The sequence below is a fragment of the Serinibacter arcticus genome, assembly GCF_003121705.1.
GTDB lineage: Bacteria > Actinomycetota > Actinomycetes > Actinomycetales > Beutenbergiaceae > Litorihabitans.
Window position 1 is genome coordinate 1,570,240 of record NZ_PYHR01000002.1, and the last position, 24,632, is coordinate 1,594,871.

Below are 24,632 nucleotides of genomic sequence, written 5' to 3' on the forward strand. Positions count from 1 at the left end.
TGTACTGCTGGGGTCGACCAGTGGGACTACTCGCCCCGGGTCTTCTTGATGATCTCCTCGGCAACGTTCCGAGGAACCTCGGCGTAGTTGCTGAACTGCATCGAGTACACGGCGCGACCCTGGGTCTTCGACCGCAGGTCGCCGATGTAGCCGAACAGCTCCGACAACGGCACCAGTGCGCGGATAACCTTAACCCCGCTCGCGTCGTTCATCGACTGGATCATGCCACGTCGCGAGTTGAGGTCGCCGATGACGTCGCCCATGTACTCCTCGGGCGTCCGCACCTCGACGTCCATGATCGGCTCGAGGATGACCGGGTCCGCCTTGCGGAAGCCCTCCTTCGCGACCATGGAACCGGCGATCTTGAACGCCATCTCCGAGGAGTCGACGTCGTGGTACGCGCCGTCCGTGAGCGACGCCTTGACGCCGACCATCGGGAAGCCGGCGAGCACGCCGGCGCTCAGCGCGTCCTGGATTCCGGCGTCGACGCTCGGGATGTACTCGCGCGGGACGCGACCACCGGTGACGGCGTTGACGAACTCGTACAGCTCGCCGTCCTCGGACTCCAGCGGCTCGAAGGTCACCTGGACCTTGGCGAACTGGCCGGAACCACCCGTCTGCTTCTTGTGGGTGTAGTCGACCTTCTCCACCTTGCGGCGGATGGTCTCGCGGTAGGCCACCTGCGGCTTGCCGACGTTGGCCTCGACGTGGAACTCGCGACGCATGCGGTCGACGAGGATGTCGAGGTGGAGCTCGCCCATGCCCTTGATGACGGTCTGGCCGGTCTCCTGGTCGAGCATGACCTGGAAGGTGGGGTCCTCCTCGGCGAGCTTCTGGATGGCGACACCCAGCTTCTCCTGGTCACCCTTGGTCTTCGGCTCGATGGCCACCTCGATGACCGGGTCCGGGAACGTCATGGACTCGAGCACGATCGGGTTCTGCAGGTCGCAGAGGGTCTCGCCCGTGGTCACGTCCTTGAGCCCGATGAAGGCGTAGATGTGACCGGCGGTGGCCTCCTCGACCGGCATCTCCTTGTTGGCGTGCATCTGGAAGAGCTTACCGATGCGCTCCTTCTTGCCCTTGGTGGCGTTGAGCACCTGGGCGCCCGGCGTGATGCGGCCGGAGTAGATGCGCACGAACGTCAGCTTGCCGAAGAACGGGTGCGTCGCGACCTTGAACGCCAGGGCCGAGAACGGCGCGTCGAGGGCGGCCGGGCGGGAGAGCACGACCTCCTCGTCACGGACGTCGTGGCCGAAGACGTCGGGGACGTCGAGCGGCGAGGGGAGGTAGTCGATGACGGCGTCGAGCATGGGCTGGACGCCCTTGTTCTTGAACGCCGAGCCGCACAGCACCGGGTAGGCCTGCGAGGTGATCGTCAGCTGGCGGATGCCGGCCTTGATCTCCTCGGTCGTGAGCTCCTCGCCGCCGAGGAACTTCTCGAGCAGCGTGTCGTTCGTCTCGGCCACGGCCTCGATGAGGTCGGCGCGGTACTTGTCCGCCTTCTCGGCGAGCTCGGCCGGGATCTCCTCGACGGTGTAGTTCGCACCCATCGCGGTCTCGCCGCGCCAGAGCAGCGCGCGCATCTCGACGAGGTCGACGACACCCTCGAACTCGCTCTCGGCACCGATGGGGAGCTGGATCACGAGCGGCTTCGCGCCGAGGCGCGAGACGATGGTGTCGACCGTGAAGTAGAAGTCGGCGCCGAGCTTGTCCATCTTGTTGACGAAGCAGATGCGCGGGACGTCGTACTTGTCGGCCTGACGCCAGACGGTCTCCGACTGCGGCTCCACGCCCTCCTTGCCGTCGAAGACGGCGACGGCGCCGTCGAGCACGCGCAGGGAGCGCTCGACCTCGACCGTGAAGTCCACGTGACCGGGGGTGTCGATGATGTTGATCTGGTTCTTGTTCCAGAAGCAGGTCACGGCGGCCGACGTGATCGTGATGCCGCGCTCCTTCTCCTGTTCCATCCAGTCGGTCGTCGAGGCGCCGTCGTGCGTCTCGCCGATCTTGTAGTTGACGCCGGTGTAGAACAGGATCCGCTCGGTCGTCGTGGTCTTGCCGGCGTCGATGTGCGCCATGATGCCGATGTTGCGGACCTTGTTGAGGTCAGTCAGCACGTCCTGTGCCACAGGTGCTCGATTCTGGTCGGGATGAGCAGGGAGTCGGTCACGTCGGTGCCGTGACCAGGGGGTGGGAGGGCCGGCGCGCCCGAGGGCGTGCCGGCCACAGCCTCACCAGCGGTAGTGCGCGAAGGCCCGGTTGGACTCGGCCATCTTGTGGACGTCCTCGCGACGCTTCACAGCGGCGCCGAGGCCGTTGGAGGCGTCGAGGATCTCGTTCATGAGGCGCTCGGTCATGGTCTTCTCGCGACGCTGGCGCGAGTAGTCCACGAGCCACCGCATGGCCAGCGCGGTGGCGCGGGCCGGACGGACCTCGATCGGGACCTGGTAGGTCGTACCACCGACGCGGCGGGACTTGACCTCGAGGGCCGGACGGACGTTGTCGAGCGCGCGCTTGAGGACGGCGGCGGGGTCGCCCTGCGTCTTCTCGCGGACACCCTCGAGGGCGTCGTAGACGATGCGCTCGGCGACGGACTTCTTGCCGTCGAGGAGCACGCGGTTGACCAGCTGCGTGACCGTCGGGGAGCCGTAGACCGGGTCGACGACGATCGGGCGCTTCGGGGCGGGGCCCTTACGAGGCATTACTTCTTCTCCTTCTTGGCGCCGTAGCGGCTGCGAGCCTGCTTGCGGTTCCGGACACCCTGCGTGTCGAGCGCACCGCGGACGATCTTGTAACGGACACCCGGAAGGTCCTTCACACGACCACCGCGGACGAGCACGATCGAGTGCTCCTGCAGGTTGTGACCCTCGCCGGGGATGTAGGCCGTGACCTCCATCTGGCTCGAGAGCTTCACGCGCGCCACCTTGCGGAGAGCCGAGTTCGGCTTCTTCGGGGTGGTGGTGTAGACGCGCGTGCAGACGCCACGACGCTGGGGCGAACCCTGGAGCGCCGGGGTCTTGGACTTGCTGACCTTGGGCGAGCGGCCCTTGCGGACCAGCTGCTGAATTGTGGGCACTACTTCTCCGTCTCGAGGTGACTGGGTGACACGAGGTCGTTCCTGTCCGCGATGCCGTGCTCCTACGCTGGATCCCAGGCACCCGACACGCTCCCGGCCGCCCAGAGGGTCGGACCGAGGGGCGCCGGTGGCTCGAGGCCACTCAGTGAGACCGGAGCTCCGACCCGACGATCTCTCGTCGGACGTCGCGGGAGCCGATTTCACGCGCACGCAAGAGCCCGCATCTGCGGGCACCGCGGTCCAGCATAGGTTGCGGGCGCCCCGACGTCAACGCACCGGCCCCGGGCACCGACCGGCGCATCACGCCGGTGCGGACGTCAGGTCAACGGGTGCGTCGTCGAGCACGCCAGTCGCTGCAGGGGGAAGCCCACGGCGTTCCCCAACGAGAACGTGCCGTCCTCGAGGTCGCGCACTCCCCCGGCTCCCTCGACCTGCGACGAGGTGACGTAGCCCGCGCAGATCCGCGCCGTCGCCGGCTCCGCGGGAAGCCGCACCGGTCGGTCGCCCTCCCTGTCGGAGAACGGCTCCAGCGGACGCGGGGCCGTTCCCGTCCCCTCGCGCGTCTCGCCCGGCGCGAGCTCGACGACGGCGGTCGCCGGCGCCTGGGCGTGGTCCACGTCCCCGCGCACCGGGTACATCGCCGCGACGAGAGCCACCCCCTCGGCCACGCTGCGGTCGGCGAACACCAGCGCGCCCCGGGGCTCGACGATCCAGACGGCCTCGGACGAGGTGTTCTCCAGGACGTAGTCCCACCAGATGCCGTCCTGGGTCGTCCGGACGGACGCCGTGACCAGCACGTCGGTCGAGATCGTGTCCTCGGTGATCGAGATGGGGTCCTCCTCCGCCTGGCAGGACGCCATCCCCCCGGCGCCGAGCACGGCGAGCGCCGCCACGGCGGCCAGCCCCGTTCGTCCGTTCCTCATCAGTAGCTCTCCCTCCTGGGGAGTCCCATCTCCTCGCGGAGCCCGTTCTCGGAGAACTCGATCGGGTGGTCGGGGCTGATGATCTCCGGGGTGTCGGGGTCGCCGTCGTGGTCCACGGGGAGGCCGCTCGCGTGGCGCTCGGTCACCTTGATCCCGTGGTTGCCGGTGTCGTCGCCCTCGTAGATCTCCTCGTAGTCGACGTCGTTCACGTAGTCGTAGACGTGACCGAGCTCGTGCTGCAGCACGACGATCGGCGGCGCCCCCCGGAAGTCGTCGATGGTCGGGAGATACCTGACCTCGTCGGGCCGACCGTTCGACGCCGAGCTGTTCTGCTCGTCGGGGTTGGAGGCGGGGGGTGTCCACTCGCTGATCGTCAGGGAGTCCTTCTTGAACCCGAGGAAGCCGGAGTCCTCGTAGTTCTGCTCGAGGTTGGCCAGCATCTGCTGCCCGGTGGGCGAGGACCGCAGCATGTCGAGGTCCGCCTCGACCCTGGCGATGAACTCGGGCGTGCCCTGGATGGTGATGTGCCTGGTCGTCTCGGGGATCTCCACGCGCACGTTCGTCTCGTTGCTGGAGCCGTCCGCACGGCTGTCGTCGTTGCTGGTGTCCTGCCCCGTGCCCCCGACCGTCCTGTCCTCTCCCAGCCCGCCGTAGGAGACGTCGTCGCCCGCACCGCCCAGGATCTGGTCGTCGCCGCGACCGCCGGAGAGGACGTCGTCCCCAGCGCCGCCGTCCAGGACGTCGTCGTCCCCGCCGCCCTCGAGGTAGTCCTCGTCCTGCCCTCCGCTGAGGATGTCGCGGCCGTCGAGTCCGTACAGCGTGTCGCGCCCGCTGCCGCCGACCATGCGATCGTCCCCGCCCTGACCGTCCAGGTAGTCGTGCCCGCCGCCGCCCGAGACGTGATCGTCGCCCGCACCCGCCTCGATCTCGTCGTCGCCGGCGGACCCGAACAGGCGGTCGTCTCCCCCACCACCCTGGATCCGGTCGAGCCCGCCACCGCCGACGACGGTGAAGGACAGCGAGGTCCCGGCGGGCAGCGCGATCGTGTCGGCGCCCCCACCACCCCGGATCGTCACGTCGGTGCCCGCGGGGATCCGGTAGCTGCGGCCGTTGATCGTCACGATCTGGATGTCGGTGAACGGGATCGTCGACACCGTGATCGTGTCGTCCCCGCTGCCGCCGCTCACGACGGCCTCGCCGTCGAGGAAGATGATCCCGGCGCCCGTCCCCTCGAGCGGGGTGTCCACCAGCGGCACCTCGCCCGTGGCGTAGGTGCTCCAGGTCGAGTGGACGACCGCCCACTCCCCCTGTGCCGCCCGGAGCGTGGCGGCGAAGCCGAGCAGCTCGGTGTCGAGCGTCCTGCGGATGTCCAGCGCGGCCGACGTGGCGGCGTCCACGAGGGCTCCGTCCTCCTCGGTCGTGACGTCGAACCCGAGGAGACCGGGAGGGCCGTACCGGCGCGGCAGGTGCATGACCGTCGCCCAGGACCCGTCGAGGGCGCCCTGGGCCTGACGGACGGCCCCGGCCGCGCTCTGGGTGGCGGCGGCCGCCGACTCCGCGGCTCCCGCTGCCACGTCGATGTCCGCCCCGACCTTCGACCCCTGGGAGGCGAACGCCTCCGCCGCGTCGCCGTCCCACTCGGAGACGGCCAGACGGGCCGAGGCGCCGAACGACTCCGCACCGCCGGTGAGCGCACGACCGACGGCGCTCCACGCCGCCGCCGCCGCGTCGAGGGACACCAGCTCCGCCCTCAGGTCCCACAACCCCTCGGTCACGAGATCCTCATCTCCTCGGCGGCGGCCTCGTCGGCGTCGGAGTAGCCGAACGCGCAGGCGTACAGCGTCTCGCTCGCGTTCTCGAGCACCCCGGCGATCGTGGCCGCGGCCGTGCCGGCGGAGTCCGCGGCGAGGGCGTGGGCCTCGCGGAAGGCGGCGGCCCCCGGGGTGGTGCCGGCGGCGAGTCCGGCCAGGCCCGTCAGCGCGACCACCGCGTCCTGCCAGGAGTGGGAGACCTCCACAGCGGTGTCGAGCACGCTGCCGGCCGCCTCGCTCACGACCTCCGGATCGATGTGCATGTCACGCCCTGCCTCAACGTCGGGTACGGGTACGAAGTGGACCCGGTGAGAACGTAGCGCCGCCACCGGCGCCGGTGGGGATCGGGTTCGCGCCCCGTCGTGCCGGAACGGGAACGACGGCGGCCCGCCACCTCCGCAGAGGTGACGGGCCGCCGTCGTGACGGGGTCGCGGTGAGGACCGCCGCTGGATCAGCGGTAGTCGTCGTACCCGCGTCCGAGGTCGAGCTCCTCGAGGGCGATCGCCTCGCCGGAGCCGGAGCCCAGCGGCAGGTAGTCGATCTCGTCGTAGCCGAAGGCCGGGTACAGCTCGGCCTTCGCCTCCTCCGTCGGCTCCACCTGGACGTTGCGGTAGCGGGCGAGGCCCGTACCGGCCGGGATGAGCTTTCCGAGGATGACGTTCTCCTTGAGGCCGAGCAGGGAGTCGCGGCGACCGCTCATCGCGGCCTCCGTCAGCACCTTGGTCGTCTCCTGGAAGGACGCCGCCGAGAGCCACGAGTCCGTGGCCAGCGAGGCCTTGGTGATGCCCATGAGCTCCGGGCGACCGGAGGCGGGGGTACCGCCCTCGGACACCACGCGACGGTTCTCGTCCTCGAACCGGCCGCGCTCGGCGATCTCGCCCGGCAGCAGGTTCGCGTCACCCGAGTCCAGCACGGTCACGCGACGCAGCATCTGCCGCACGATGACCTCGATGTGCTTGTCGTGGATGTCCACGCCCTGGCTGCGGTAGGTCTCCTGCACCTGGTTGACCAGGTGCTTCTGCACCGCCTGCGGACCGAGGATGCGGAGGACCTTCTTCGGGTCGACCGCACCGGCGACGAGCTGCTGCCCGACGGCGACGTGGTCGCCGTCGCCGACCAGCAGGCGCGCGCGCTTGGTGATCGGGTAGGCCAGCTCCTCGCTGCCGTCGTCCGGCGTGACCACCAGGCGACGGATCCGCTCGGAGTCGTCGATCGTCAGACGACCGGCGGCCTCGCTGATCGGGGCCTCACCCTTGGGGGTGCGGGCCTCGAACAGCTCCTGGACGCGCGGCAGACCCTGCGTGATGTCCTCGGCCGCCGCCACACCACCGGTGTGGAACGTCCGCATCGTCAGCTGGGTGCCGGGCTCACCGATCGACTGCGCCGCGATGATGCCGACGGCCTCGCCGACGTCCACGAGCTTGCCCGTGGCCAGGGAGCGGCCGTAGCACTTCGCGCAGGTGCCCACGCGGGAGGCGCAGGTCAGCACGGAGCGGATCTTGATCGTCTCGACGCCGGCGGCGACGAGCTTCTCGATCAGGACGTCGCCGACGTCGGCGCCCGCCTCGGCGAGCACCGTGCCGTCCGAGTCGGCCACCTGGGTGGCCAGCGTCCGGGTGTAGGCGCTCGTCTCGACGGTCTCGGCGCGGGTGGCGGTGCCGTCGCTGCCGATCTCGGCGATGACCGTCACCAGGCCGCGCTCGGTGCCGCAGTCGTCCTCACGGATGATGACGTCCTGCGACACGTCGACGAGACGACGCGTGAGGTAGCCCGAGTCGGCCGTCCGCAGAGCGGTGTCGGCCAGACCCTTGCGGGCACCGTGGGTGGCGATGAAGTACTCGAGGACGGACAGGCCCTCGCGGTAGTTCGACGTGATCGGGCGCGGGATGATCTCGCCCTTCGGGTTGGCCACGAGGCCGCGCATGCCGGCGATCTGACGCACCTGCATCCAGTTGCCTCGAGCGCCCGAGCCGACCATCCGCTGGATGGTGTTGCGCTTGGGGAAGCTCTCCCGCATGGCCGCGGCGACCTCGTCGGTCGCCTTGGTCCAGATGTCGATGAGCTCGCCGCGGCGCTCCTCGTCCGTGATGAGTCCACGCTCGTACTGGCCCTGGACCTTGGCGGCCTGGCCCTCGTACGCCTCGAGGATCGCCTTCTTGCCCTCGGGGGCGACGACGTCGGAGATGGCGATCGTGACACCGGAGCGCGTGGCCCAGGTGAAGCCGGCCGCCTTGAGGGCGTCCAGGCTCGCCGCGACGGCGACCTTCGGGTAGCGCTCGGCCAGGTCGTTGACGATGACCGAGAGCTCCTTCTTGCCGACGACGCCGTTCACGAACGGGTAGTCCACCGGGAGCGTCTCGTTGAAGAGCGCGCGACCCAGCGTCGTGTCGAACAGCACCGTGTCACCCTCGGTGAAGCCGGCGGGCGGCTCCCACCCGAGCGGCGGGACCAGATCCGTCATCCGGATCGTGATCTCGGCGTTCAGGTCGATCTGACCCGCGTCGAAGGCCATGATCGCCTCGGCGAGCGAGGCGAACTTGCGGCCGACGCCCTCGGCGTCGTCCTTGTCGCTCGTCAGGTGGTACAGACCGATGATCATGTCCTGCGAGGGCATGGTGACCGGACGGCCGTCCGACGGCTTGAGGATGTTGTTGCTCGAGAGCATGAGGATGCGAGCCTCGGCCTGCGCCTCCGCGGACAGCGGAAGGTGCACGGCCATCTGGTCGCCGTCGAAGTCGGCGTTGAACGCGCCGCAGACGAGCGGGTGCAGGTGGATCGCCTTGCCCTCGACCAGCTGGGGCTCGAACGCCTGGATGCCGAGACGGTGCAGCGTGGGTGCGCGGTTCAGCAGCACCGGGTGCTCCGTGATGACCTCCTCGAGCACGTCCCACACGACCGAGCGGGCACGCTCGACCATGCGCTTGGCGCTCTTGATGTTCTGCGCGTGGTTGAGGTCCACGAGACGCTTCATCACGAACGGCTTGAAGAGCTCCAGGGCCATCTGCTTGGGCAGACCGCACTGGTGCAGCTTCAGCTGCGGGCCGACGACGATGACCGAGCGGCCCGAGTAGTCGACGCGCTTGCCGAGCAGGTTCTGACGGAAGCGCCCCTGCTTGCCCTTGAGCATGTCGGAGATCGACTTCAGCGGACGGTTGCCGGGGCCCGTGACGGGGCGACCACGACGGCCGTTGTCGAACAGCGCGTCGACGGCCTCCTGCAGCATCCGCTTCTCGTTGTTCACGATGATCTCGGGCGCGCCGAGGTCGAGAAGACGCTTGAGGCGGTTGTTGCGGTTGATCACGCGGCGGTACAGGTCGTTCAGGTCGGAGGTCGCGAAGCGGCCACCGTCCAGCTGCACCATCGGACGGATGTCCGGCGGGATCACGGGGATGCAGTCGAGCACCATGCCCATGGGCGAGTTGGTCGTCGTCATGAACGCGTTGACGACCTTGAGGCGCTTGAGGGCGCGGGTCTTGCGCTGGCCCTTGCCGCTGCGGATGATCTCGCGCAGGTTCTCGGACTCGGCCTCGAGGTCGAACGTCTCGAGACGACGACGGATCGCCTGGGCGCCCATCGAGCCGGAGAAGTACTGGCCGTAGCGGACCTCGAGCTCGCGGTAGAGCAGCTCGTCACCCTCGAGGTCGGCGACCTTGAGGTTCTTGAAGCGGTCCCACACGCGCTGCAGCCGGTCGAGCTCGGCGTCGCTGCGCTTGCGCAGCTGGGCCATCTCGCGCTCGGCGGAGTCACGGACGCGACGACGCGCGTCCGCCTTGGCACCCTCGGACTCGAGCTGGGCCAGGTCGGCCTCGAGCTTCTTGGCGCGGGTGTCGACGTCGAGGTCGCGGCGCTTGGTGATCGCGTCGCGCTCGATGTCGATCTCGTTCTGCAGGCTCGGCAGATCGGCGTGGCGCTTGTCGGCGTCCACGTCCGTGATCATGTACGCCGCGAAGTAGATGACCTTCTCGAGGTCCTTCGGGGCGAGGTCGAGCAGGTACCCGAGGCGGGACGGGACGCCCTTGAAGTACCAGATGTGCGTGACGGGCGCGGCGAGCTCGATGTGGCCCATGCGCTCGCGGCGGACCTTCGAGCGCGTGACCTCGACGCCGCAGCGCTCGCAGACGATGCCCTTGAACCGGACGCGCTTGTACTTGCCGCAGTTGCACTCCCAGTCCCGGGTCGGACCGAAGATCTTCTCGCAGAAGAGTCCGTCCTTCTCGGGCTTGAGGGTGCGGTAGTTGATCGTCTCGGGCTTCTTGACCTCGCCGTGCGACCAGGTACGAACGTCCTCCGCCGAGGCAAGACCGATCCGCAGCTCGTCGAAGACATTGACGTCGAGCAAGTTGTCCTACTTCCTTCGGTGTGTCACCGGTAAGTCGATATCTGTGATCTGCCACCCGCGGTCCCCGCGGTGCGCGTCGTGCGCACCGCGGGGACCCGGGGCTCAGATCTCTTCGACGCTGCTGGCGTCGGGACGGCGAGACAGGTCGATACCGAGCTCTTCAGCAGCGCGGTAGACCTCCTCGTCGGTGTCACGCATCTCGATGAGCGTGCCGTCGGCGGAGAGGACCTCCACGTTCAGGCAGAGCGACTGCATCTCCTTGATGAGCACCTTGAAGGACTCCGGGATGCCCGGCTCCGGGATGTTCTCGCCCTTGACGATGGCCTCGTAGACCTTCACGCGGCCGGGGACGTCGTCGGACTTGATCGTCAGGAGCTCCTGGAGGGCGTAGGCGGCGCCGTACGCCTCGAGCGCCCACACCTCCATCTCGCCGAACCGCTGACCACCGAACTGCGCCTTACCACCCAGCGGCTGCTGCGTGATCATCGAGTACGGGCCGGTCGAGCGCGCGTGGATCTTGTCGTCGACCAGGTGGTGCAGCTTCAGGATGTACATGTAGCCGACCGAGACGGGCTCGGGGAACGGCTCGCCGGAGCGGCCGTCGAAGAGCAGCGTCTTGCCCGAGGAGTCGATCAGGCGGTCGCCGTCACGGGTGACGAGCGTGGAGTCGAGGAGACCCGCCAGCTCGTCCTCGCGGACGCCGTCGAACACCGGGGTGGCCACGGGCGTGCCCGGGGCCCCCTTGAGGTTCTCCGGGGGCAGGTTCTTCGCCCACGAGGGCACCTTGCCGGCCTTGGCGTCGGCGATGCCGGCGTCCCAGCCCGTCTTGGCGACCCATCCGAGGTGCGTCTCCAGGACCTGGCCCACGTTCATGCGGCCGGGGACACCCAGCGGGTTGAGCACGACGTCGAGCGGCGTGCCGTCCGCGAGGAACGGCATGTCCTCGATCGGGAGGATCTTGGAGATGACGCCCTTGTTGCCGTGACGGCCGGCGAGCTTGTCGCCGTCCGTGATCTTGCGTCGCTGCGCGATGTAGACCCGCACCAGCTGGTTCACGCCGGGGGGCAGCTCGTCGCCGTCCTCGCGGTTGAACTCGCGGACGCCGATGACCGTGCCGGACTCGCCGTGGGGCACCTTGAGCGAGGTGTCGCGCACCTCGCGGGCCTTCTCGCCGAAGATCGCACGGAGCAGGCGCTCCTCCGGGGTCAGCTCGGTCTCACCCTTGGGAGTGACCTTGCCGACGAGGACGTCACCGGCGCCGACCTCGGCACCGATGCGCACGATGCCGCGCTCGTCGAGGTCCGCGAGGACCTCCTCGGAGACGTTCGGGATGTCCCGCGTGATCTCCTCCGGGCCCAGCTTGGTGTCGCGCGCGTCGACCTCGTGCTCCTCGATGTGGATCGAGGAGAGCACGTCGTCGGCGACGAGACGCTGGCTCAGGATGATCGCGTCCTCGTAGTTGTGGCCCTCCCACGACATGAACCCGACGAGCAGGTTCCGGCCGAGCGCGAGCTCGCCCTCGTCGGTGGCGGGACCGTCCGCGAGGACCGAGCCGACCTCGACCCGGGCGCCCTCGTCGACCAGCACGCGCTGGTTGTAGGAGGTTCCCTGGTTCGAGCGCTGGAACTTCGCGACGCGGTACGTGAAGGACGTGGCGTCGTCGTGCGCGACCGTGATCGCGTCGGCCGAGACCTCGGTGACGACACCGGGCTTGGTGGCCACGATGACGTCGCCGGCGTCGACGGCGGCACGACGCTCCATGCCGGTGCCCACGAGCGGGGCCTCGGAACGGACCAGCGGAACCGCCTGGCGCTGCATGTTCGCGCCCATGAGGGCGCGGTTGGCGTCGTCGTGCTCGAGGAACGGGATCATCGCCGTCGCGACCGACACCATCTGGCGCGGGGAGACGTCCATGTAGTCGACCTCGTCGGCCGGGACCAGCTCGGTCTCGCCGCCGCGGGTGCGGACCAGGACGGTCTTCTCCGCGAAGGTGGACTTCTCGGTCAGCGGCGCGTTGGCCTGCGCGATGACGTAGCGGTCCTCGTCGTCGGCCGTGAGGTAGAAGACGTCGTCGGAGACGATCCCGTCCTCCACCTTGCGGTACGGCGTCTCGATGAAGCCGAACGGGTTGATGCGCGCGTACGTCGCGAGCGAGCCGATCAGACCGATGTTCGGGCCCTCGGGCGTCTCGATCGGGCACATGCGGCCGTAGTGCGACGGGTGGACGTCACGGACCTCCATCGAGGCGCGGTCACGAGAGAGACCACCCGGGCCGAGGGCCGAGAGACGCCGCTTGTGCGTCAGGCCCGCGAGCGGGTTGTTCTGGTCCATGAACTGCGACAGCTGGCTCGTGCCGAAGAACTCCTTGATGGAGGCGACGACGGGCCGGATGTTGATGAGGGTCTGCGGCGTGATCGCCTCGACGTCCTGCGTCGTCATGCGCTCGCGCACGACGCGCTCCATCCGCGACAGGCCCGTGCGGACCTGGTTCTGGATGAGCTCGCCGACCGCGCGGATGCGACGGTTGCCGAAGTGGTCGATGTCGTCCGTCTCGACGTGCACGGTGACGCGCGCGTCGGCCGGGCCGACCTCGACCTCGTCGACGCCGCGGTGCAGCGCGGCGAGATACTTGACCGTCGCGACGATGTCGGCGACCTGCAGGACGGACTCGGTGAGCTCCGCCTGGCGGCCCAGCTTCTTGTTCAGCTTGTAGCGGCCGACCTTCGCGAGGTCGTAGCGCTTGGAGTTGAAGTAGAAGTTGTCGAGCAGCGCCTGACCGGCCTCGACGGTCGGGGGCTCGCCCGGACGCGTCTTGCGGTAGATGTCGACGAGCGCCTCGTCCTGGGTGTTGACCGAGTCCTTCTCGAGGGTCTCCAGGACCACCGGGAACTCGGCGAACTCCTCGCGGATCTCCGTCTCGGTCAGGCCGAGGGCCTTGAGGAAGACGGTGACCGACTGCTTGCGCTTGCGGTCGATGCGGACACCGACGGTGTCGCGCTTGTCGATCTCGAACTCCAGCCACGCGCCACGGCTCGGGATCATCTTCGACGTGAAGACGTCCTTGTCGGACGTCTTGTCGGCGATGCGCTCGAAGTAGACGCCCGGCGAGCGGACCAGCTGCGAGACGACGACACGCTCGGTGCCGTTGATCACGAAGGTGCCGCGCTCGGTCATGAGCGGGAAGTCGCCCATGAAGACCGTCTGCGACTTGATCTCACCGGTCGTGTAGTTGACGAACTCCGCGGTGACGAAGAGCGGAGCGGAGAAGGTGAAGTCCTTCTCCTTGCACTCCTCGGCCGTGAACTTCGCCGGCTCGAAGCGGTGGTCGCGGAACGACAGCGACATGGAACCACCGAGGTCCTCGATCGGGGAGATCTCGGCGAAGATCTCCTCGAGGCCGGACGACGCCGGCACGGACTGGTTCCGCTTCGCAGCCTCCTCGACACGGGCGCGCCAGCGCTCGTTGCCCAGGAGCCAGTCGAAGCTGTTGGTCTGGAGGCCGAGCAGGTCAGGCGCCTGCATCGGCTCGGAGATCTTGGCGAAGGAGACCCTTCGCGAAGCAGTGCGGTTGGCGATGGCGTCAGCGATCGAAGGGTTGCTCGAGGCAGCCAAGAGGGATCCTTCCCTACGAAAAGGGTGTTCTCAGACGTTGGCCTGCTTACCCCAGGGCAAGGCGGTGATGACCTGACGGAGGCCTGATTTCAGGCACCGGCGATGGGCATCAAGGGGTTGGGGGCACAGGACAGCGCAAAGCGCGAGCATACCCATGATTTCGGGCAGGGTCAACCTGACCCCGCGGGACCTGCGCCAGCCACCTCGAGGGGAACCGTCCAGGCGTCACGCGGCGCTGCGTGAGCTCGTGCTCCCCCGAGGCATCTGCTGCCGCGGTTCGCCACGCAGTCTGCCCCAGGTCGGGCGATCCGTCGAGTCCCGGCCCGGCGAGTCGGCCCGCCGTCCGGATCCGGGTGGCCCGGTTCCGGGGATGCGGCAGGGCCCGCACCGCCGAGGCGGTACGGGCCCTGTCGAGAGCTTGCGGCTGGGCCGCGAGCGATCGCGAGGCGATCAGATCACTTGATGGTGACCGTCGCGCCGGCGCCCTCGAGCTGCTCCTTGGCCTTGTCGGCGGCCTCCTTGTTGGCCCCCTCCAGAACGGGCTTGGGAGCGCCGTCAACGAGGTCCTTGGCCTCCTTCAGGCCGAGACCCGTGATGGAGCGCACCTCCTTGATGACCGCGATCTTCTGAGCGCCGACGGACTCGAGGACGACGTCGAACTCCGTCTTCTCCTCGACCTCCTCAGCGGCGGCCGCGCCCGGGCCGGCGGCGACGGCGACAGCGGCCGGAGCGGCAGCGGTGACCTCGAAGACCTCTTCGAACTGCTTCACGAACTCGGAGAGCTCGATGAGCGTGAGCTCCTTGAAAGCGTCAATGAGCTCGTCGGTGGTGAGCTTCGCCATGATCGGCGTTCCTTCCTGTAAGTGTCCCAGCGCGTGCTGCGCGAGTACTGGTGTTGGTGTGTGACGACGTCCGGCCCCGAAGGGTCAGGCGGCGTCCGCCTGCTTCTCGCGCAGGGCGTCGATGGTGCGGACCGCCTGCGACGCGGGCGCGGTGAAGAGGTACGCAGCCTGGTAGAGCTTCGCCTTCATCGCGCCGGCCGCCTTGGCCAGCAGGACCTCGCGGGACTCGAGGTCCGCGAGGGCGGTGATGTCGGCAGGGGAGATGTCCCTGCCGTCGAGCACACCGGCCTTGACGACCAGTGCGGGGTTGGCCTTGGCAAAGTCGCGCAGACCCTTGGCAGCGGTCACCGGGTCACCGGTGATGAACGCGATGGCCGACGGGCCGGAGAGCTTCTCGGCGAAGGTCTCCAGTCCGGCCTCGCGCGCCGCGATCGCGGTCAGCGTGTTCTTTGCCACGGCGTAGTGCGCATCCGACCCGAGGGCCTTGCGCAGAGCCTTGAGCTGGGCGACCGTCAGGCCGCGGTACTCGGTGAGCACCGCAGCATTCGAGTCACGGAACAGCTGCGTGAGCTCGGCGACGGCTGCCGCCTTGTCCGGCCTCGCCATGGCATTCCTTTCCGATGGTGACCGCCGCTCCCGCGGAGCTCGCCCGAGGGGGCAAGCGAAAAGCCCCGTGCGCAGGGCACGGGGCTCGGACCATCGGCGCACGTGGCACCGGGTACATTCCTCGAACCTGCGCAGGCTTCCCGTGGGAACTTCGCCTCGACCGAGCGTTTGCACGCGCGACGAGGACCGGCGGTCTGGGGTACGGGAAGAAACAGTACACGACGGATCGCGACCTCCGCACCGCGCGTGCCCACCCGGACCCATCCGCTGCGGCCCCCGCTCCGAACTCCTCGCGACCGTCACCACCCGGCGCACGGCCCGAGAGACAAGGATCCATCATGAGGACCAGCCCGAACCGCCTCCTGGCAGCCGTCTTCGGCGCCGTCTACACGCTCGTCGGCCTCGCCGGCTTCGCCGTCACCGCCGGCGTCGCCTTCGCGGGCACCGAGGGTGCCACCCTCATCGTGTTCGACGTCAACCCGCTGCACAACATCGTGCACCTGGGCATCGGTGTCGCGCTCCTCCTCGCCTCGCGCGCCGTGGGCTCGGCCCGCGCCGTCAACACGACGATCGGTGCCGTGTACCTCCTGGTCGGCGTCGTCGGCCTGTTCCTGCTCGACTCCGCGGCGAACATCCTCGCCCTGAACGGCGCCGACAACGTGCTGCACCTCGCCAGCGCCGTGCTGCTCCTCGGCGTCGGTCTGACCCAGGACCGCGGCGTCGCGCCCGCCGCCACCCGGACGGCGTGACCTCCTCATGACCACCGTGGCCCCGACCCGCGTGGGGACGTCGACGACGGGGACGCCGAGCGGCGTCGTCGTGACGGCCCTGCTCGGGCTCGGGGCCGCCGTCATGCTGCTCGCGGCCGTCCCCGGCGTGCTGCGCGACGGCGAGGGCGGAGCCGCCTCGCGCGTGCTGGCGGGGATCGTGCTGGCCGTCGGCCTCGCCGCCCTCGCGTGGTCGCTGCTGGGACTGCGCCGCGGAATCGTGCCCGCCCCGCGGACCGCCGTCGCGACGGCGTTCGGGGTCACCGGCGTCGGGGTCCTGTCCCAGACCGCCGCCCAGGGCGCTCTGCTCGCCGTGCTGCCGGGCGCCCGCGTGCCGGCCGCCGACGACTACGCGACCGCCGCGCTCCTGATCCTCACGGCCTTCGCCGTCGTCCTGGTCCGCCGGGCGGCGATGTCCGGCAGCTCCGCGGCCGGGGCCACCCCCGGCGCCGGCCGGCGGCTGCTGGCCCTCGCGGCCGGCGCGACCGTCGTCGGTGCCCTCGTGACGCCGGGGCTGGCCGCCTCGGCGGCCGGTGCCTCGGCCGTCCCCCACGGGACGCACGGCACCCCGGCGGCGTCGAGCGAGGAGCACACCCCACCCCCGCAGGCCGACTTCCTCGACCCCGCCCGCTCGGACCGACCGGCACCGCCCTCGGGCCACCACTGACCCCGCAGGTGCCCGGGGGTCAGGCGCAGATCGGGTCGCCGAGAGAGACCTCGACCCCGTCGTTGATCACCCAGCCCTCGGCGCAGAACCGGTCGTCGGCCAGGCTCTCCTGGACGATCATGGTCGTCACCGCGTAGGGGCCGTCCTCCACGAGGATCTCCTGCGGCTCCCCCGGGTCCGCCTCGGTCTTCGGGTACAGGCGCAGCCGCAGGTCGTTGCCGTAGGTGTCCCCGTCGTTGCGGTACGCCACGGCCCACACGGTCTCGCAGGCGAACGAGACCCGGATCCCCAGCTGGACGTCGAAGTCCCGCTCGGTGGTGGCGGCGTCGATCGCGTCGTCGATGCACTTCGTGTCCCAGATGTTCGCGCCGTGCGCGACCGGCTGGTTCGCCCCGTGCAGGTGGACCTGCCCGGCGGCGTTGATGGTCGCGCCGGGGGGCACCGCCACCGTCGGAGCGGGCTCCCGGGGCCAGAGGGCGTGGCCGGCCAGCGCGCCCCCGAAGGCCGAGACGGCCACGAGGCCGGCGAGACCGAGCACCGAGGCCGCGCGGCGCGCGCGCGACGCGCGGGGCGGTGCGGGCACAGCACTCGGGTCCGGGAGCGACGCCGGGGGCGGGGGCGGGGGCGGGGCCACCGTGGCGGGCGTCGTCGCGGGCCCCGGAGCGGGCGTGGCCGTCGGGACGGCCTCGTTCCGGCCCTCAGCTTCCTCGTCCGCCGGCACCACGGCGCGGTCCCCGGCCGTCCCGGTGGCGGACTCCGGCACGGCACGGGTCTCGGCGCGGGGGACGCCGGACGCGAGCGTGGCGCGGCGGGCCAGCCACGGGTCCGGGTCGGCCCCGAGCGCCGTCACCACCCCGTACAGGGTGCGCTCGCTGGGCAGGCGCGTGCCGCCGAAGGCCTCGGCAACGATCGAGCGCGAGAGCCCGGCCGAACGGGCGATGGCCTCGTACGTCAGGGCACCGCCCTCGAGTCGGAGGCGGCGCAGATCGCCCGCCAGGTCAAGGACGTCGTCGGACATGGTCTCTCCCCTGCAGTTCCACTGTCCAGGCTGCACCCCCGGTCGAACACGTTTCGATCCAACTTCTCACGGGCCCGCCCCGATCTCCTAGACCCGCGTCGAGGGGCGCCGGAACTGCGAGAGGCGCGAGCGTCGACCCTGGGGTCGGCGCTCGCGCCTCTCGGTGCTGCGGGGTGGTGCTGGCGTCAGCTGTCGTCCTCGGACGCGACGTTGCGCGTCTTGGTGACGTCCAGCGGGATGCCGGGGCCCATCGTCGTCGACGTGGTGCCCTTGATGATGTAGCGGCCCTTGGAGGAGGACGGCTTGAGGCGCAGGACCTCGTCCAGGACGGCCGCGTAGTTCTCGGCGAGCTGCACGTCGGTGAAAGACGCCTTGCCCACGATGACGTGGAGGTTGGCGTGCTTGTCGACGCGGAACTCGATCCGGCCGCCCTTGATCTCCGTGACGGCCTTCGTGACGTCCATGGTCACCGTGCCCGTACGGGGGTTCGGCATGAGACCACGCGGGCCGAGGACGCGGCCGAGGCGGCCGACCTTGCCCATGAGGTCCGGCGTCGCGATCGCGGCGTCGAAGTCCGTGTAGCCGGCCGCGACCTTCTCGATCAGCTCGTCGCCACCGACCTCGTCGGCACCGGCGTCGATGGCCTGCTGCGCGCGCTCGCCGACGGCGAACACGAGCACGCGGGCGGTCTTGCCCGTGCCGTGGGGGAGGTTGACCGTGCCGCGGACCATCTGGTCCGCCTTGCGCGGGTCGACGCCGAGGCGGAAGGCGATCTCCACCGTGGGGTCGAACTTCGACGAGGCGGTCTGCTGGGCCAGACGGAGTGCCGCGAGGGGCGCGTAGGTCTGGTTGCGGTCGATCTGGGTGGCTGCCTTGCGGTAGCTCTTGCCGTGCGTGGCCATTCTTCTGCTCCTAGGTCGTGACTGCAGTCGTGGTGAGGCGGGTCCACGCGGACCCTTCCACTGGGTGGCCCCGAGGGGCCGTGTCTCACTCGGAGACGGTGATGCCCATCGAACGCGCGGTGCCGGCGATGATCTTCTCGGCGGCGGCGAGGTCGTTGGCGTTGAGGTCGTCCAGCTTGGTCGTGGCGATCGTGCGGACCTGCTCACGCGTCAGCGTGGCGACCTTGACGGTGTGCGGGGTCGAGGAGCCCTTGGCCACACCGGCGGCCTTCTTGATGAGCTCGGCGGCCGGCGGCGTCTTGAGGATGAACGTGAACGAACGGTCCTCGTAGACGGTGATCTCGACGGGGATGACGTTGCCGCGCTGCGCCTCGGTGGCCGCGTTGTACGCCTTGCAGAACTCCATGATGTTCACGCCGTGCTGACCGAGCGCCGGACCGATCGGCGGGGCGGGGTTGGCCGCGCCGGCGTTGATCTGGAGCTTGATGAGGCCGGTGGCCTTCTTCTTGGGAGGCATGGTGCGTCCTTCTCTGTGGTGGACCTACGCCGTGGGCGATGACCCGGTTGCATCGATCGCCGCGGGTGCGCGGCGTCGGGACGATCAGATCTTCGCGACCTGACCGAAGGCGAGCTCGACCGGGGTGTCCCGGCCGAAGATGGAGACGAGAACCTTGAGCTTGCCCGACTCGGGCTGGATCTCGGAGATCGAGGCGGGCATGCCCTCGAACGGGCCGTCGGTGACCGTGATCGACTCGCCGACGGTGAAGTCGACCTCGATCGGGCGGGCCGGGGCCGCGCCACCGGCGGCAGCACCCGTCGCGCCGGGGGCCGGCTCGAACGTCGGGGCCAGCATGGAGATGACCTCGGAGATGGTGAGCGGCACCGGGGAGTGCGTGTGGCCGACGAAGCCGGTCACGCCGGGCGTGTGGCGCACGGCGCCCCACGACGCGTCGGTGAGGTCCATGCGGACCAGGACGTAGCCGGGGATGCGGACGCGCTTGACGACCTTCTTCTGCGCGTTGGCCTTGACCTCGACGACCTCCTCCATCGGCACCTCGATCTGGAAGATGTACTCCTCCATGTTGAGGCTCGTGATGCGGGTCTCGAGGTTCGACTTCACGCGGTTCTCGTAGCCCGCGTAGGAGTGGATGACGTACCAGTCGCCCGGGAGGACGGACAGGTCGCGGCGGTAGGCCTCGAGGGGTCGACCTCCTCGGGCTCGTCTGCCTGCTCGGCGCCGGCGTCGTCGACGTCCGCCTCCACGGCGGTCCCGTCGGCGTCGACGGGGGTGGGCTCGGTCGAGTCCCCGGCCGCGTCGAGGGCGACGTCGGACGAGGTGGTGTCGTCGACCTCGTCGATGACGGCGTCGGACGAGGTGCTCTCGGACACGTGAGCCTGCTTTCTCTCGGTTGACTTCTGCACGCCGCGCCGAGCGGGCTCACCAGGAGCAGGCCGGGACGCGGGAAGAACTAGGAGCTGGGGGTTCCCAGCAGCCACAGGACGGCGCGCCCGATCCCGAAGTCCAGCACGAAGACGAACGCCATGCAGACCAGGATGAAGACGAGCACGACGAGCGTGTAGTTGATGAGCTCGGGACGGGTCGGGGTGACGACCTTCCGCAGCTCGGCGACGACCTGTCGCACGAAGAGGACGATTCGACCGAAGAAGCCGAGCTCCTCCGGATGCTTGTCCGGCTTGCTGGCTGCCGTGGTGGGCGTCTCGCTCATGAACCCTCCTCCTCCGACGATCGCTGTAGTGACCTGCTTGTGCAGGGCAGGCGGGACTCGAACCCACAACCGCCGGTTTTGGAGACCGGTGCGCTACCAATTGCGCCACTGCCCTTCGGCCGGACACCGCCACCACGCTCCGACCCCGCCGGGGCGCACACGTGGCCCCGAGGGACTCGTGATCAGCCTCGAGGGGCACAACCGAGCATGGCGGTCCGTGACCACCGGGTGACCACTGTACGGCAGGATCGGGACGTGGTCGAACCGGTCGTGCCACGATAGGCGGGTGACCACGTCGGAGAGCAGCGCGAGCCCGTCCAGCCAGTCCTCAGCCCCCGTGCCGCCCGCGGCGCGGGTCTCCCGCCGGTTCGCCGGCATCGCGGAGTCCGCCACCCTGGCGGTGGACGCGAAGGCGAAGGCCCTCAAGGCGGCGGGTCGGCCCGTGATCGGGTTCGGGGCCGGCGAACCCGACTTCCCCACCCCGCCCGCCATCGTCGCCGCGGCGGCCGCGGCCGCGCAGGATCCGGCCAACCACCGGTACACGCCGGCCGGCGGCCTCCCCGTGCTGCGCGAGGCGATCGCCTCCGCGACGCTCCGTGACAGCGGCTACGAGATCTCCCCGGCCAGCGTGCTGGTGACCAACGGCGGCAAGCAGGCCGTCTTCCAGGCGTTCGGTGCCGTCGTCGACCCGGGCGACGAGGTCCTGCTCCCCGCTCCCTACTGGACCACCTACCCCGAGGCGATCCGGCTCGCCGGCGGTGTCCCCGTCGAGGTGTTCGCCGGCGCGGACGCCGGCTACCTGGTCACGGTCGAGCAGCTCGAGGCCGCGCGCACGAGTGCCACCAAGGCGCTGCTCCTGTGCTCGCCGTCGAACCCCACCGGCGCCGTCTACCCGCCCGAGCAGATCGAGGCGATCGGCCGCTGGGCCCTCGAGCACGGCATCTGGGTCATCACCGACGAGATCTACCAGCACCTCGTCTACGACGACGCGGTCTTCACGCCCGTCCTCAAGGTCGTGCCCGAGCTCGCCGACACCACGATCGTCGTCAACGGCGTCGCGAAGACCTACGCGATGACCGGCTGGCGCGTGGGGTGGATGCAGGGTCCCGCGGACGTGATCAAGGCGGCGACGAACTTCCAGTCGCACCTCACCTCCAACGTCAGCAACGTCTCCCAGCGCGCCGCCGTCGCCGCCCTGACGGGCGACCTGTCCGCCGTCGCCGAGATGCGCAGCGCGTTCGACCGCCGCCGTCGGGCCATGGTCGCCGCGCTGAGCGCGATCGACGGGGTCGACTGCCCGACGCCGACCGGGGCCTTCTACGCCTACCCGTCGGTCGAGGGCCTGCTGGGCCGCGAGATCCGCGGCGTGGTGCCGACGACGTCCGCCGAGCTGGCGAGCCTGATCCTCACCGAGGCCGAGGTCGCGGTCGTCCCCGGCGAGGCGTTCGGGCCGAGCGGCTACCTGCGGCTGTCCTACGCGCTCGGCGACGCCGACCTGGCCGAGGGCGTCGCCCGTCTCGCGTCGCTGCTCGGCGAGGCCCGCTAGGCGCGTCCCCGTCCGATCGGGCCCGAGGAGGTCGCCCGCCGCGCGGTCGCCTCTCATCTTCGTCTCATCCGCGATGGGAATACTCGGCGCATGATCACGGAACGGGGTGCGGGCCGACGCTGGCGACCGCTGCTCGCGGCCGCCGCGGCCGTGCTCCTCGTCGGCCTGCTGACCTTCGGCGTCGGGAACGCGCTGGTGGGCGGTCTCGCCGACCGCGAGATCCCGCTCGGCGACAGCGTCGTCGTGACGCCGGCGCCGACCCCGGAGCCGACGCCCGAACCGACGCCCGAGCCGACGCCCGAGCCCACCGAGCCGCCCGCACCCGAACCGCCGCCGCCCGCCCCCGAGCCTCCCCCGGCACCGGCACCGGCTCCCGCGCCGGCCCCCGCCCCAGCGCCCGTCCCTGTCCCGCCCGCCCCGCACGTGGGCGACGACGACGATGACGATGACGACGACTGGGATGACGACGACGATGACGATGACGATGACGACTGAGCCGATCCCGTCCGCGGCGACCGTGTCGGCGTCGGCGTCGACGATCTCGACGCCGTCGCCGCAGGAGCTCTCCGCCGAGCCGCGACGACGCCGGTGGTGGGGCTCCATCCGGGCCCGGATCCTTCTCGCCCTGGTCGGCCTGTCCGCCGTCGCCCTCGGGGCCGCGGGCGCCACCTTGTACGGGATCGAGCGGGACAGGCTCGAGGAGCGGATGGACGACTCGCTCGCCCGGACCGTGGCGGAGGTCAGGGCGATCGCCGAGAACGACGTCGACCCCGCGACCGGGGCGCCGTTCGCCAGCGCCGAGGACCTCCTGTACTTCGCGCTGCAGCGCTACGTCCCGAGCGACAACGAGGCGGCCTTCTCGGTCGGGGCCACCGGGGTGCTGCAGTACTCCGAGCTGAACCGGCTGCGACCCGACACCGACGGCGAGCTCGTGGGCTCGTTGGCCGGGGCCGCCGAGCGCACCGACGTGGCGATCGAGAGACTCCGCACTGCGACCGCGGACTACCGCTACGTCGTGCTGCCCGTGCAGGTGGGCGAGACGCCGCCGGCCGCGCTCGTCGTCGTGTTCGACAGGACCGCCGAGCTCGCGACGCTGACCCCGACCTTCCGTCTGTACACGCTGATCGCCGCCATCGCGCTGCTGGGGATCGCCGTGGCGGGGTGGCTCATCGTGGAGAAGATCCTCGAACCGCTGCGGCTCCTGCGCCGGACCGCGCAGGAGATCGGCTCCGGTGATCTCGAACGCCGGATCCCCGTCGTCGGCAACGACGACCTCGCCGACATGAGCGTGACGATCAACGACATGCTCGCGCGGCTCGAGGGGGCGTTCACGGCGCAGCAGCAGCTGCTCGACGACGTCGGGCACGAGCTGCGCACCCCGCTCACCGTGGTCAGGGGCCACCTCGAGCTGATGGACCCCGACGACGTCGCGGACGCCACCGCGACCCGGACGCTGGCCCTGGACGAGCTGGACCGGATGTACCACCTGGTCGACGACCTCATGACGATCGCCCGGGTCGATCGCCCCGACTTCGTCTCGCCGCGGGCGTGCGACGTCGCCGGCCTCACGGACGACGTGCTGGCGAAGGCCCGCAGCCTCGGCGAACGGCGCTGGCGCCTGGACGCGCTGGCCGAGGGCGAGGCGCGGCTGGACCCCCAGCGGATCACGCAGGCGCTGCTCCAGCTCGCGTCCAACGCGGTGCGCTACTCGGCGGACGGCAGCACGGTCGGCGTCGGATCGGCGTGGAACGGCTCCGACCTCGAGCTGTGGGTGCGCGACGAGGGCATCGGCATCGCCGAGGACGAGCAGGAGCTCGTGCTCGAGCGCTTCGCCCGCGGTCGCGGCGCGACGACGGACTCCACGGGGCTCGGGCTGGCGATCGTCTCGTCGATCGCGCGGGCCCACGGAGGCGAGGTGCGGATCGTCAGCGCCCCCGGCCGCGGGACCACGGTCACGATCGTCGTGCCCGACGCCGAGGGCGGCACCCTCGAGCTGCCCGCCCTCTCCCCCACCCCTGACGGACGGAACCCGGCATGAGCCAGATCCTGGTCGTCGAGGACTCCGAGCGGATCGCCTCCTTCGTGGCGAAGGGGCTGCGCGCCGCCGGGCACACCCCGACGGTGGTCGGCACGGCGCGCGAGGCGATCGACCTGGCCCTCACCGACGACTACGACCTGATGGTCCTGGACCTCGGGCTGCCCGACGGCGACGGGATGGACGTGGCGGCCGCCGTCCGTGCCCAGGGGTCGAGCATCGCCATCATCATCCTCACGGCGCGCGACTCGGTCTCCGACACCGTCGCGGGACTCGAGGGCGGCGCCGACGACTACATGGCCAAGCCGTTCCGGTTCGAGGAGCTGCTCGCCCGGGTGCGGCTGCGGCTGCGCGACTCCGGCGACGAGGGCGGATCGGCCACCGTGCTCGCGCACGGCGACGTCGAGCTCGACCTGCGCTCGCGCCGCGCACGCGTGGGCGAGCGCGAGGTGGAGCTGTCCGCGCGCGAGTTCGCGCTCGCCGAGACCTTCCTGCGCCACCCGGGCCAGGTGCTGAGCCGCGAGCAGCTGCTCTCGCGCGTGTGGGGCTACGACTTCGACCCCGGGTCGAACGTCGTGGACGTCTACGTGCGCTACCTGCGCCGCAAGCTCGGCGCGGAGAGCGTGACGACGGTGCGCGGCATGGGGTACCGGTTCGGCTGAGGCGGCTCGGGCGACGGCGCCCGGCCGGGGTCGATCGGCGGCACCACCCCGCACACCGTCCGGTCCGGGCGCACGACGACGGCGGGGGTGCAGCTCGC

General features: G+C 70.3%; 20 protein-coding genes, 1 tRNA gene and 1 pseudogene. 6 read left to right on the top strand and 16 right to left on the bottom strand.

Annotation, left to right across the window (positions count from 1 at the left end; all coding sequences use genetic code 11):
• Positions 1 to 26 precede the first annotated feature (26 nt).
• The 10 genes from fusA to rplJ form a co-directional block, all read right to left on the bottom strand.
• Complete coding sequence (gene fusA / locus C8046_RS07245) at positions 27 to 2,129, bottom strand: elongation factor G (RefSeq protein ID WP_109228857.1); 2,103 nt, start codon at positions 2,127 to 2,129, stop codon at positions 27 to 29.
• Positions 2,130 to 2,231: 102 nt separating this feature from the next.
• Entirely contained in the window at positions 2,232 to 2,702 is a 471-nt protein-coding gene (rpsG, locus tag C8046_RS07250) for a 30S ribosomal protein S7 (protein WP_109228858.1), read from the bottom strand.
• Complete coding sequence (rpsL, locus tag C8046_RS07255; protein ID WP_109228859.1) at positions 2,702 to 3,076, bottom strand: 30S ribosomal protein S12; 375 nt, start codon at positions 3,074 to 3,076, stop codon at positions 2,702 to 2,704. Before rpsL ends, rpsG begins: the two co-directional genes overlap by 1 nt.
• A gap of 317 nt (positions 3,077 to 3,393) precedes the next feature.
• The gene (locus tag C8046_RS07260) at positions 3,394 to 3,999 is read right to left on the bottom strand and encodes a hypothetical protein (protein WP_109228860.1); all 606 of its coding nucleotides are present in this window, start codon (positions 3,997 to 3,999) and stop codon (positions 3,394 to 3,396) included.
• Positions 3,999 to 5,774 (bottom strand): M91 family zinc metallopeptidase, encoded by a 1,776-nt coding sequence (locus tag C8046_RS07265; RefSeq protein ID WP_109228861.1) that lies wholly within the window; start codon positions 5,772 to 5,774, stop codon positions 3,999 to 4,001. Before C8046_RS07265 ends, C8046_RS07260 begins: the two co-directional genes overlap by 1 nt.
• The gene (locus C8046_RS07270) at positions 5,771 to 6,073 is read right to left on the bottom strand and encodes a hypothetical protein (protein WP_109228862.1); all 303 of its coding nucleotides are present in this window, start codon (positions 6,071 to 6,073) and stop codon (positions 5,771 to 5,773) included. The genes C8046_RS07265 and C8046_RS07270 overlap by 4 nt, the downstream gene beginning before the upstream one ends.
• A 189-nt stretch (positions 6,074 to 6,262) precedes the next feature.
• Positions 6,263 to 10,150 (bottom strand): DNA-directed RNA polymerase subunit beta', encoded by a 3,888-nt coding sequence (locus tag C8046_RS07275; protein WP_109228863.1) that lies wholly within the window; start codon positions 10,148 to 10,150, stop codon positions 6,263 to 6,265.
• A gap of 102 nt (positions 10,151 to 10,252) precedes the next feature.
• Entirely contained in the window at positions 10,253 to 13,762 is a 3,510-nt protein-coding gene (rpoB, locus tag C8046_RS07280) for a DNA-directed RNA polymerase subunit beta (protein WP_109228864.1), read from the bottom strand.
• 455 nt (positions 13,763 to 14,217) lie between these two features.
• Complete coding sequence (rplL, locus tag C8046_RS07285) at positions 14,218 to 14,604, bottom strand: 50S ribosomal protein L7/L12 (RefSeq protein ID WP_109228865.1); 387 nt, start codon at positions 14,602 to 14,604, stop codon at positions 14,218 to 14,220.
• Between the two features lie 84 nt (positions 14,605 to 14,688).
• On the bottom strand, positions 14,689 to 15,210 hold the full coding sequence (gene rplJ, locus C8046_RS07290; protein WP_109228866.1) for a 50S ribosomal protein L10: 522 nt from the start codon (positions 15,208 to 15,210) through the stop codon (positions 14,689 to 14,691).
• 338 nt (positions 15,211 to 15,548) lie between these two features.
• Here rplJ and C8046_RS07295 point away from each other — a divergent pair, with 338 nt between their 5' ends.
• Positions 15,549 to 15,959, top strand: a complete 411-nt coding sequence (locus tag C8046_RS07295; protein WP_109228867.1) for a DUF4383 domain-containing protein — start codon at positions 15,549 to 15,551, stop codon at positions 15,957 to 15,959.
• A gap of 7 nt (positions 15,960 to 15,966) precedes the next feature.
• Positions 15,967 to 16,644: a hypothetical protein gene (locus tag C8046_RS07300; RefSeq protein ID WP_109228868.1), complete on the top strand. Its 678-nt coding sequence runs from the start codon at positions 15,967 to 15,969 to the stop codon at positions 16,642 to 16,644.
• Positions 16,645 to 16,663: 19 nt separating this feature from the next.
• Here C8046_RS07300 and C8046_RS07305 read toward each other — a convergent pair whose 3' ends face one another.
• From C8046_RS07305 to C8046_RS07335, 6 genes and pseudogenes are all read right to left on the bottom strand, one after another.
• Entirely contained in the window at positions 16,664 to 17,662 is a 999-nt protein-coding gene (locus tag C8046_RS07305; protein WP_109228869.1) for a helix-turn-helix domain-containing protein, read from the bottom strand.
• A 185-nt stretch (positions 17,663 to 17,847) separates the two neighbouring features.
• Positions 17,848 to 18,564: a 50S ribosomal protein L1 gene (rplA, locus tag C8046_RS07310; RefSeq protein WP_109228870.1), complete on the bottom strand. Its 717-nt coding sequence runs from the start codon at positions 18,562 to 18,564 to the stop codon at positions 17,848 to 17,850.
• Between the two features lie 85 nt (positions 18,565 to 18,649).
• The gene (gene rplK, locus C8046_RS07315) at positions 18,650 to 19,081 is read right to left on the bottom strand and encodes a 50S ribosomal protein L11 (RefSeq protein WP_109228871.1); all 432 of its coding nucleotides are present in this window, start codon (positions 19,079 to 19,081) and stop codon (positions 18,650 to 18,652) included.
• 84 nt (positions 19,082 to 19,165) lie between these two features.
• Positions 19,166 to 19,953: pseudogene (nusG, locus tag C8046_RS07320) on the bottom strand (transcription termination/antitermination protein NusG).
• Between the two features lie 80 nt (positions 19,954 to 20,033).
• Positions 20,034 to 20,291: a preprotein translocase subunit SecE gene (gene secE / locus C8046_RS07330; protein ID WP_109228874.1), complete on the bottom strand. Its 258-nt coding sequence runs from the start codon at positions 20,289 to 20,291 to the stop codon at positions 20,034 to 20,036.
• Between the two features lie 42 nt (positions 20,292 to 20,333).
• Positions 20,334 to 20,406: transfer RNA gene (locus tag C8046_RS07335), tRNA-Trp, on the bottom strand.
• 171 nt (positions 20,407 to 20,577) lie between these two features.
• On the opposite strand from C8046_RS07335, the gene C8046_RS07340 reads away from it, so the two are divergent.
• The 4 genes from C8046_RS07340 to C8046_RS07355 all read left to right on the top strand — a co-directional run bounded on the left by C8046_RS07340 (position 20,578) and on the right by C8046_RS07355 (position 24,534).
• Entirely contained in the window at positions 20,578 to 21,837 is a 1,260-nt protein-coding gene (locus C8046_RS07340; RefSeq protein ID WP_419183552.1) for a pyridoxal phosphate-dependent aminotransferase, read from the top strand.
• 90 nt (positions 21,838 to 21,927) lie between these two features.
• Positions 21,928 to 22,332, top strand: a complete 405-nt coding sequence (locus C8046_RS18635; RefSeq protein ID WP_109228875.1) for a hypothetical protein — start codon at positions 21,928 to 21,930, stop codon at positions 22,330 to 22,332.
• The gene (locus C8046_RS07350) at positions 22,322 to 23,875 is read left to right on the top strand and encodes a sensor histidine kinase (protein ID WP_158277155.1); all 1,554 of its coding nucleotides are present in this window, start codon (positions 22,322 to 22,324) and stop codon (positions 23,873 to 23,875) included. The genes C8046_RS18635 and C8046_RS07350 overlap by 11 nt, the downstream gene beginning before the upstream one ends.
• Positions 23,872 to 24,534, top strand: a complete 663-nt coding sequence (locus C8046_RS07355) for a response regulator transcription factor (protein ID WP_109228877.1) — start codon at positions 23,872 to 23,874, stop codon at positions 24,532 to 24,534. Before C8046_RS07350 ends, C8046_RS07355 begins: the two co-directional genes overlap by 4 nt.
• Positions 24,535 to 24,632 lie beyond the last annotated feature (98 nt).

Coding starts and splice junctions, on each gene's coding strand:
- rplL (WP_109228865.1), bottom strand. CDS start 14,604: ATGGCGAAGCTCACCACCGACGAGCTCATTGACGCTTTCAAGGAGCTC.
- C8046_RS07300 (WP_109228868.1), top strand. CDS start 15,967: ATGACCACCGTGGCCCCGACCCGCGTGGGGACGTCGACGACGGGGACG.
- rpsG (WP_109228858.1), bottom strand. CDS start 2,702: ATGCCTCGTAAGGGCCCCGCCCCGAAGCGCCCGATCGTCGTCGACCCG.
- C8046_RS07295 (WP_109228867.1), top strand. CDS start 15,549: ATGAGGACCAGCCCGAACCGCCTCCTGGCAGCCGTCTTCGGCGCCGTC.
- C8046_RS07270 (WP_109228862.1), bottom strand. CDS start 6,073: ATGCACATCGATCCGGAGGTCGTGAGCGAGGCGGCCGGCAGCGTGCTC.
- secE (WP_109228874.1), bottom strand. CDS start 20,291: ATGAGCGAGACGCCCACCACGGCAGCCAGCAAGCCGGACAAGCATCCG.
- rplA (WP_109228870.1), bottom strand. CDS start 18,564: ATGGCCACGCACGGCAAGAGCTACCGCAAGGCAGCCACCCAGATCGAC.
- C8046_RS07260 (WP_109228860.1), bottom strand. CDS start 3,999: ATGAGGAACGGACGAACGGGGCTGGCCGCCGTGGCGGCGCTCGCCGTG.
- C8046_RS07355 (WP_109228877.1), top strand. CDS start 23,872: ATGAGCCAGATCCTGGTCGTCGAGGACTCCGAGCGGATCGCCTCCTTC.
- C8046_RS07350 (WP_158277155.1), top strand. CDS start 22,322: ATGACGACTGAGCCGATCCCGTCCGCGGCGACCGTGTCGGCGTCGGCG.
- rplK (WP_109228871.1), bottom strand. CDS start 19,081: ATGCCTCCCAAGAAGAAGGCCACCGGCCTCATCAAGCTCCAGATCAAC.
- rplJ (WP_109228866.1), bottom strand. CDS start 15,210: ATGGCGAGGCCGGACAAGGCGGCAGCCGTCGCCGAGCTCACGCAGCTG.
- C8046_RS07305 (WP_109228869.1), bottom strand. CDS start 17,662: ATGTCCGACGACGTCCTTGACCTGGCGGGCGATCTGCGCCGCCTCCGA.
- C8046_RS18635 (WP_109228875.1), top strand. CDS start 21,928: ATGATCACGGAACGGGGTGCGGGCCGACGCTGGCGACCGCTGCTCGCG.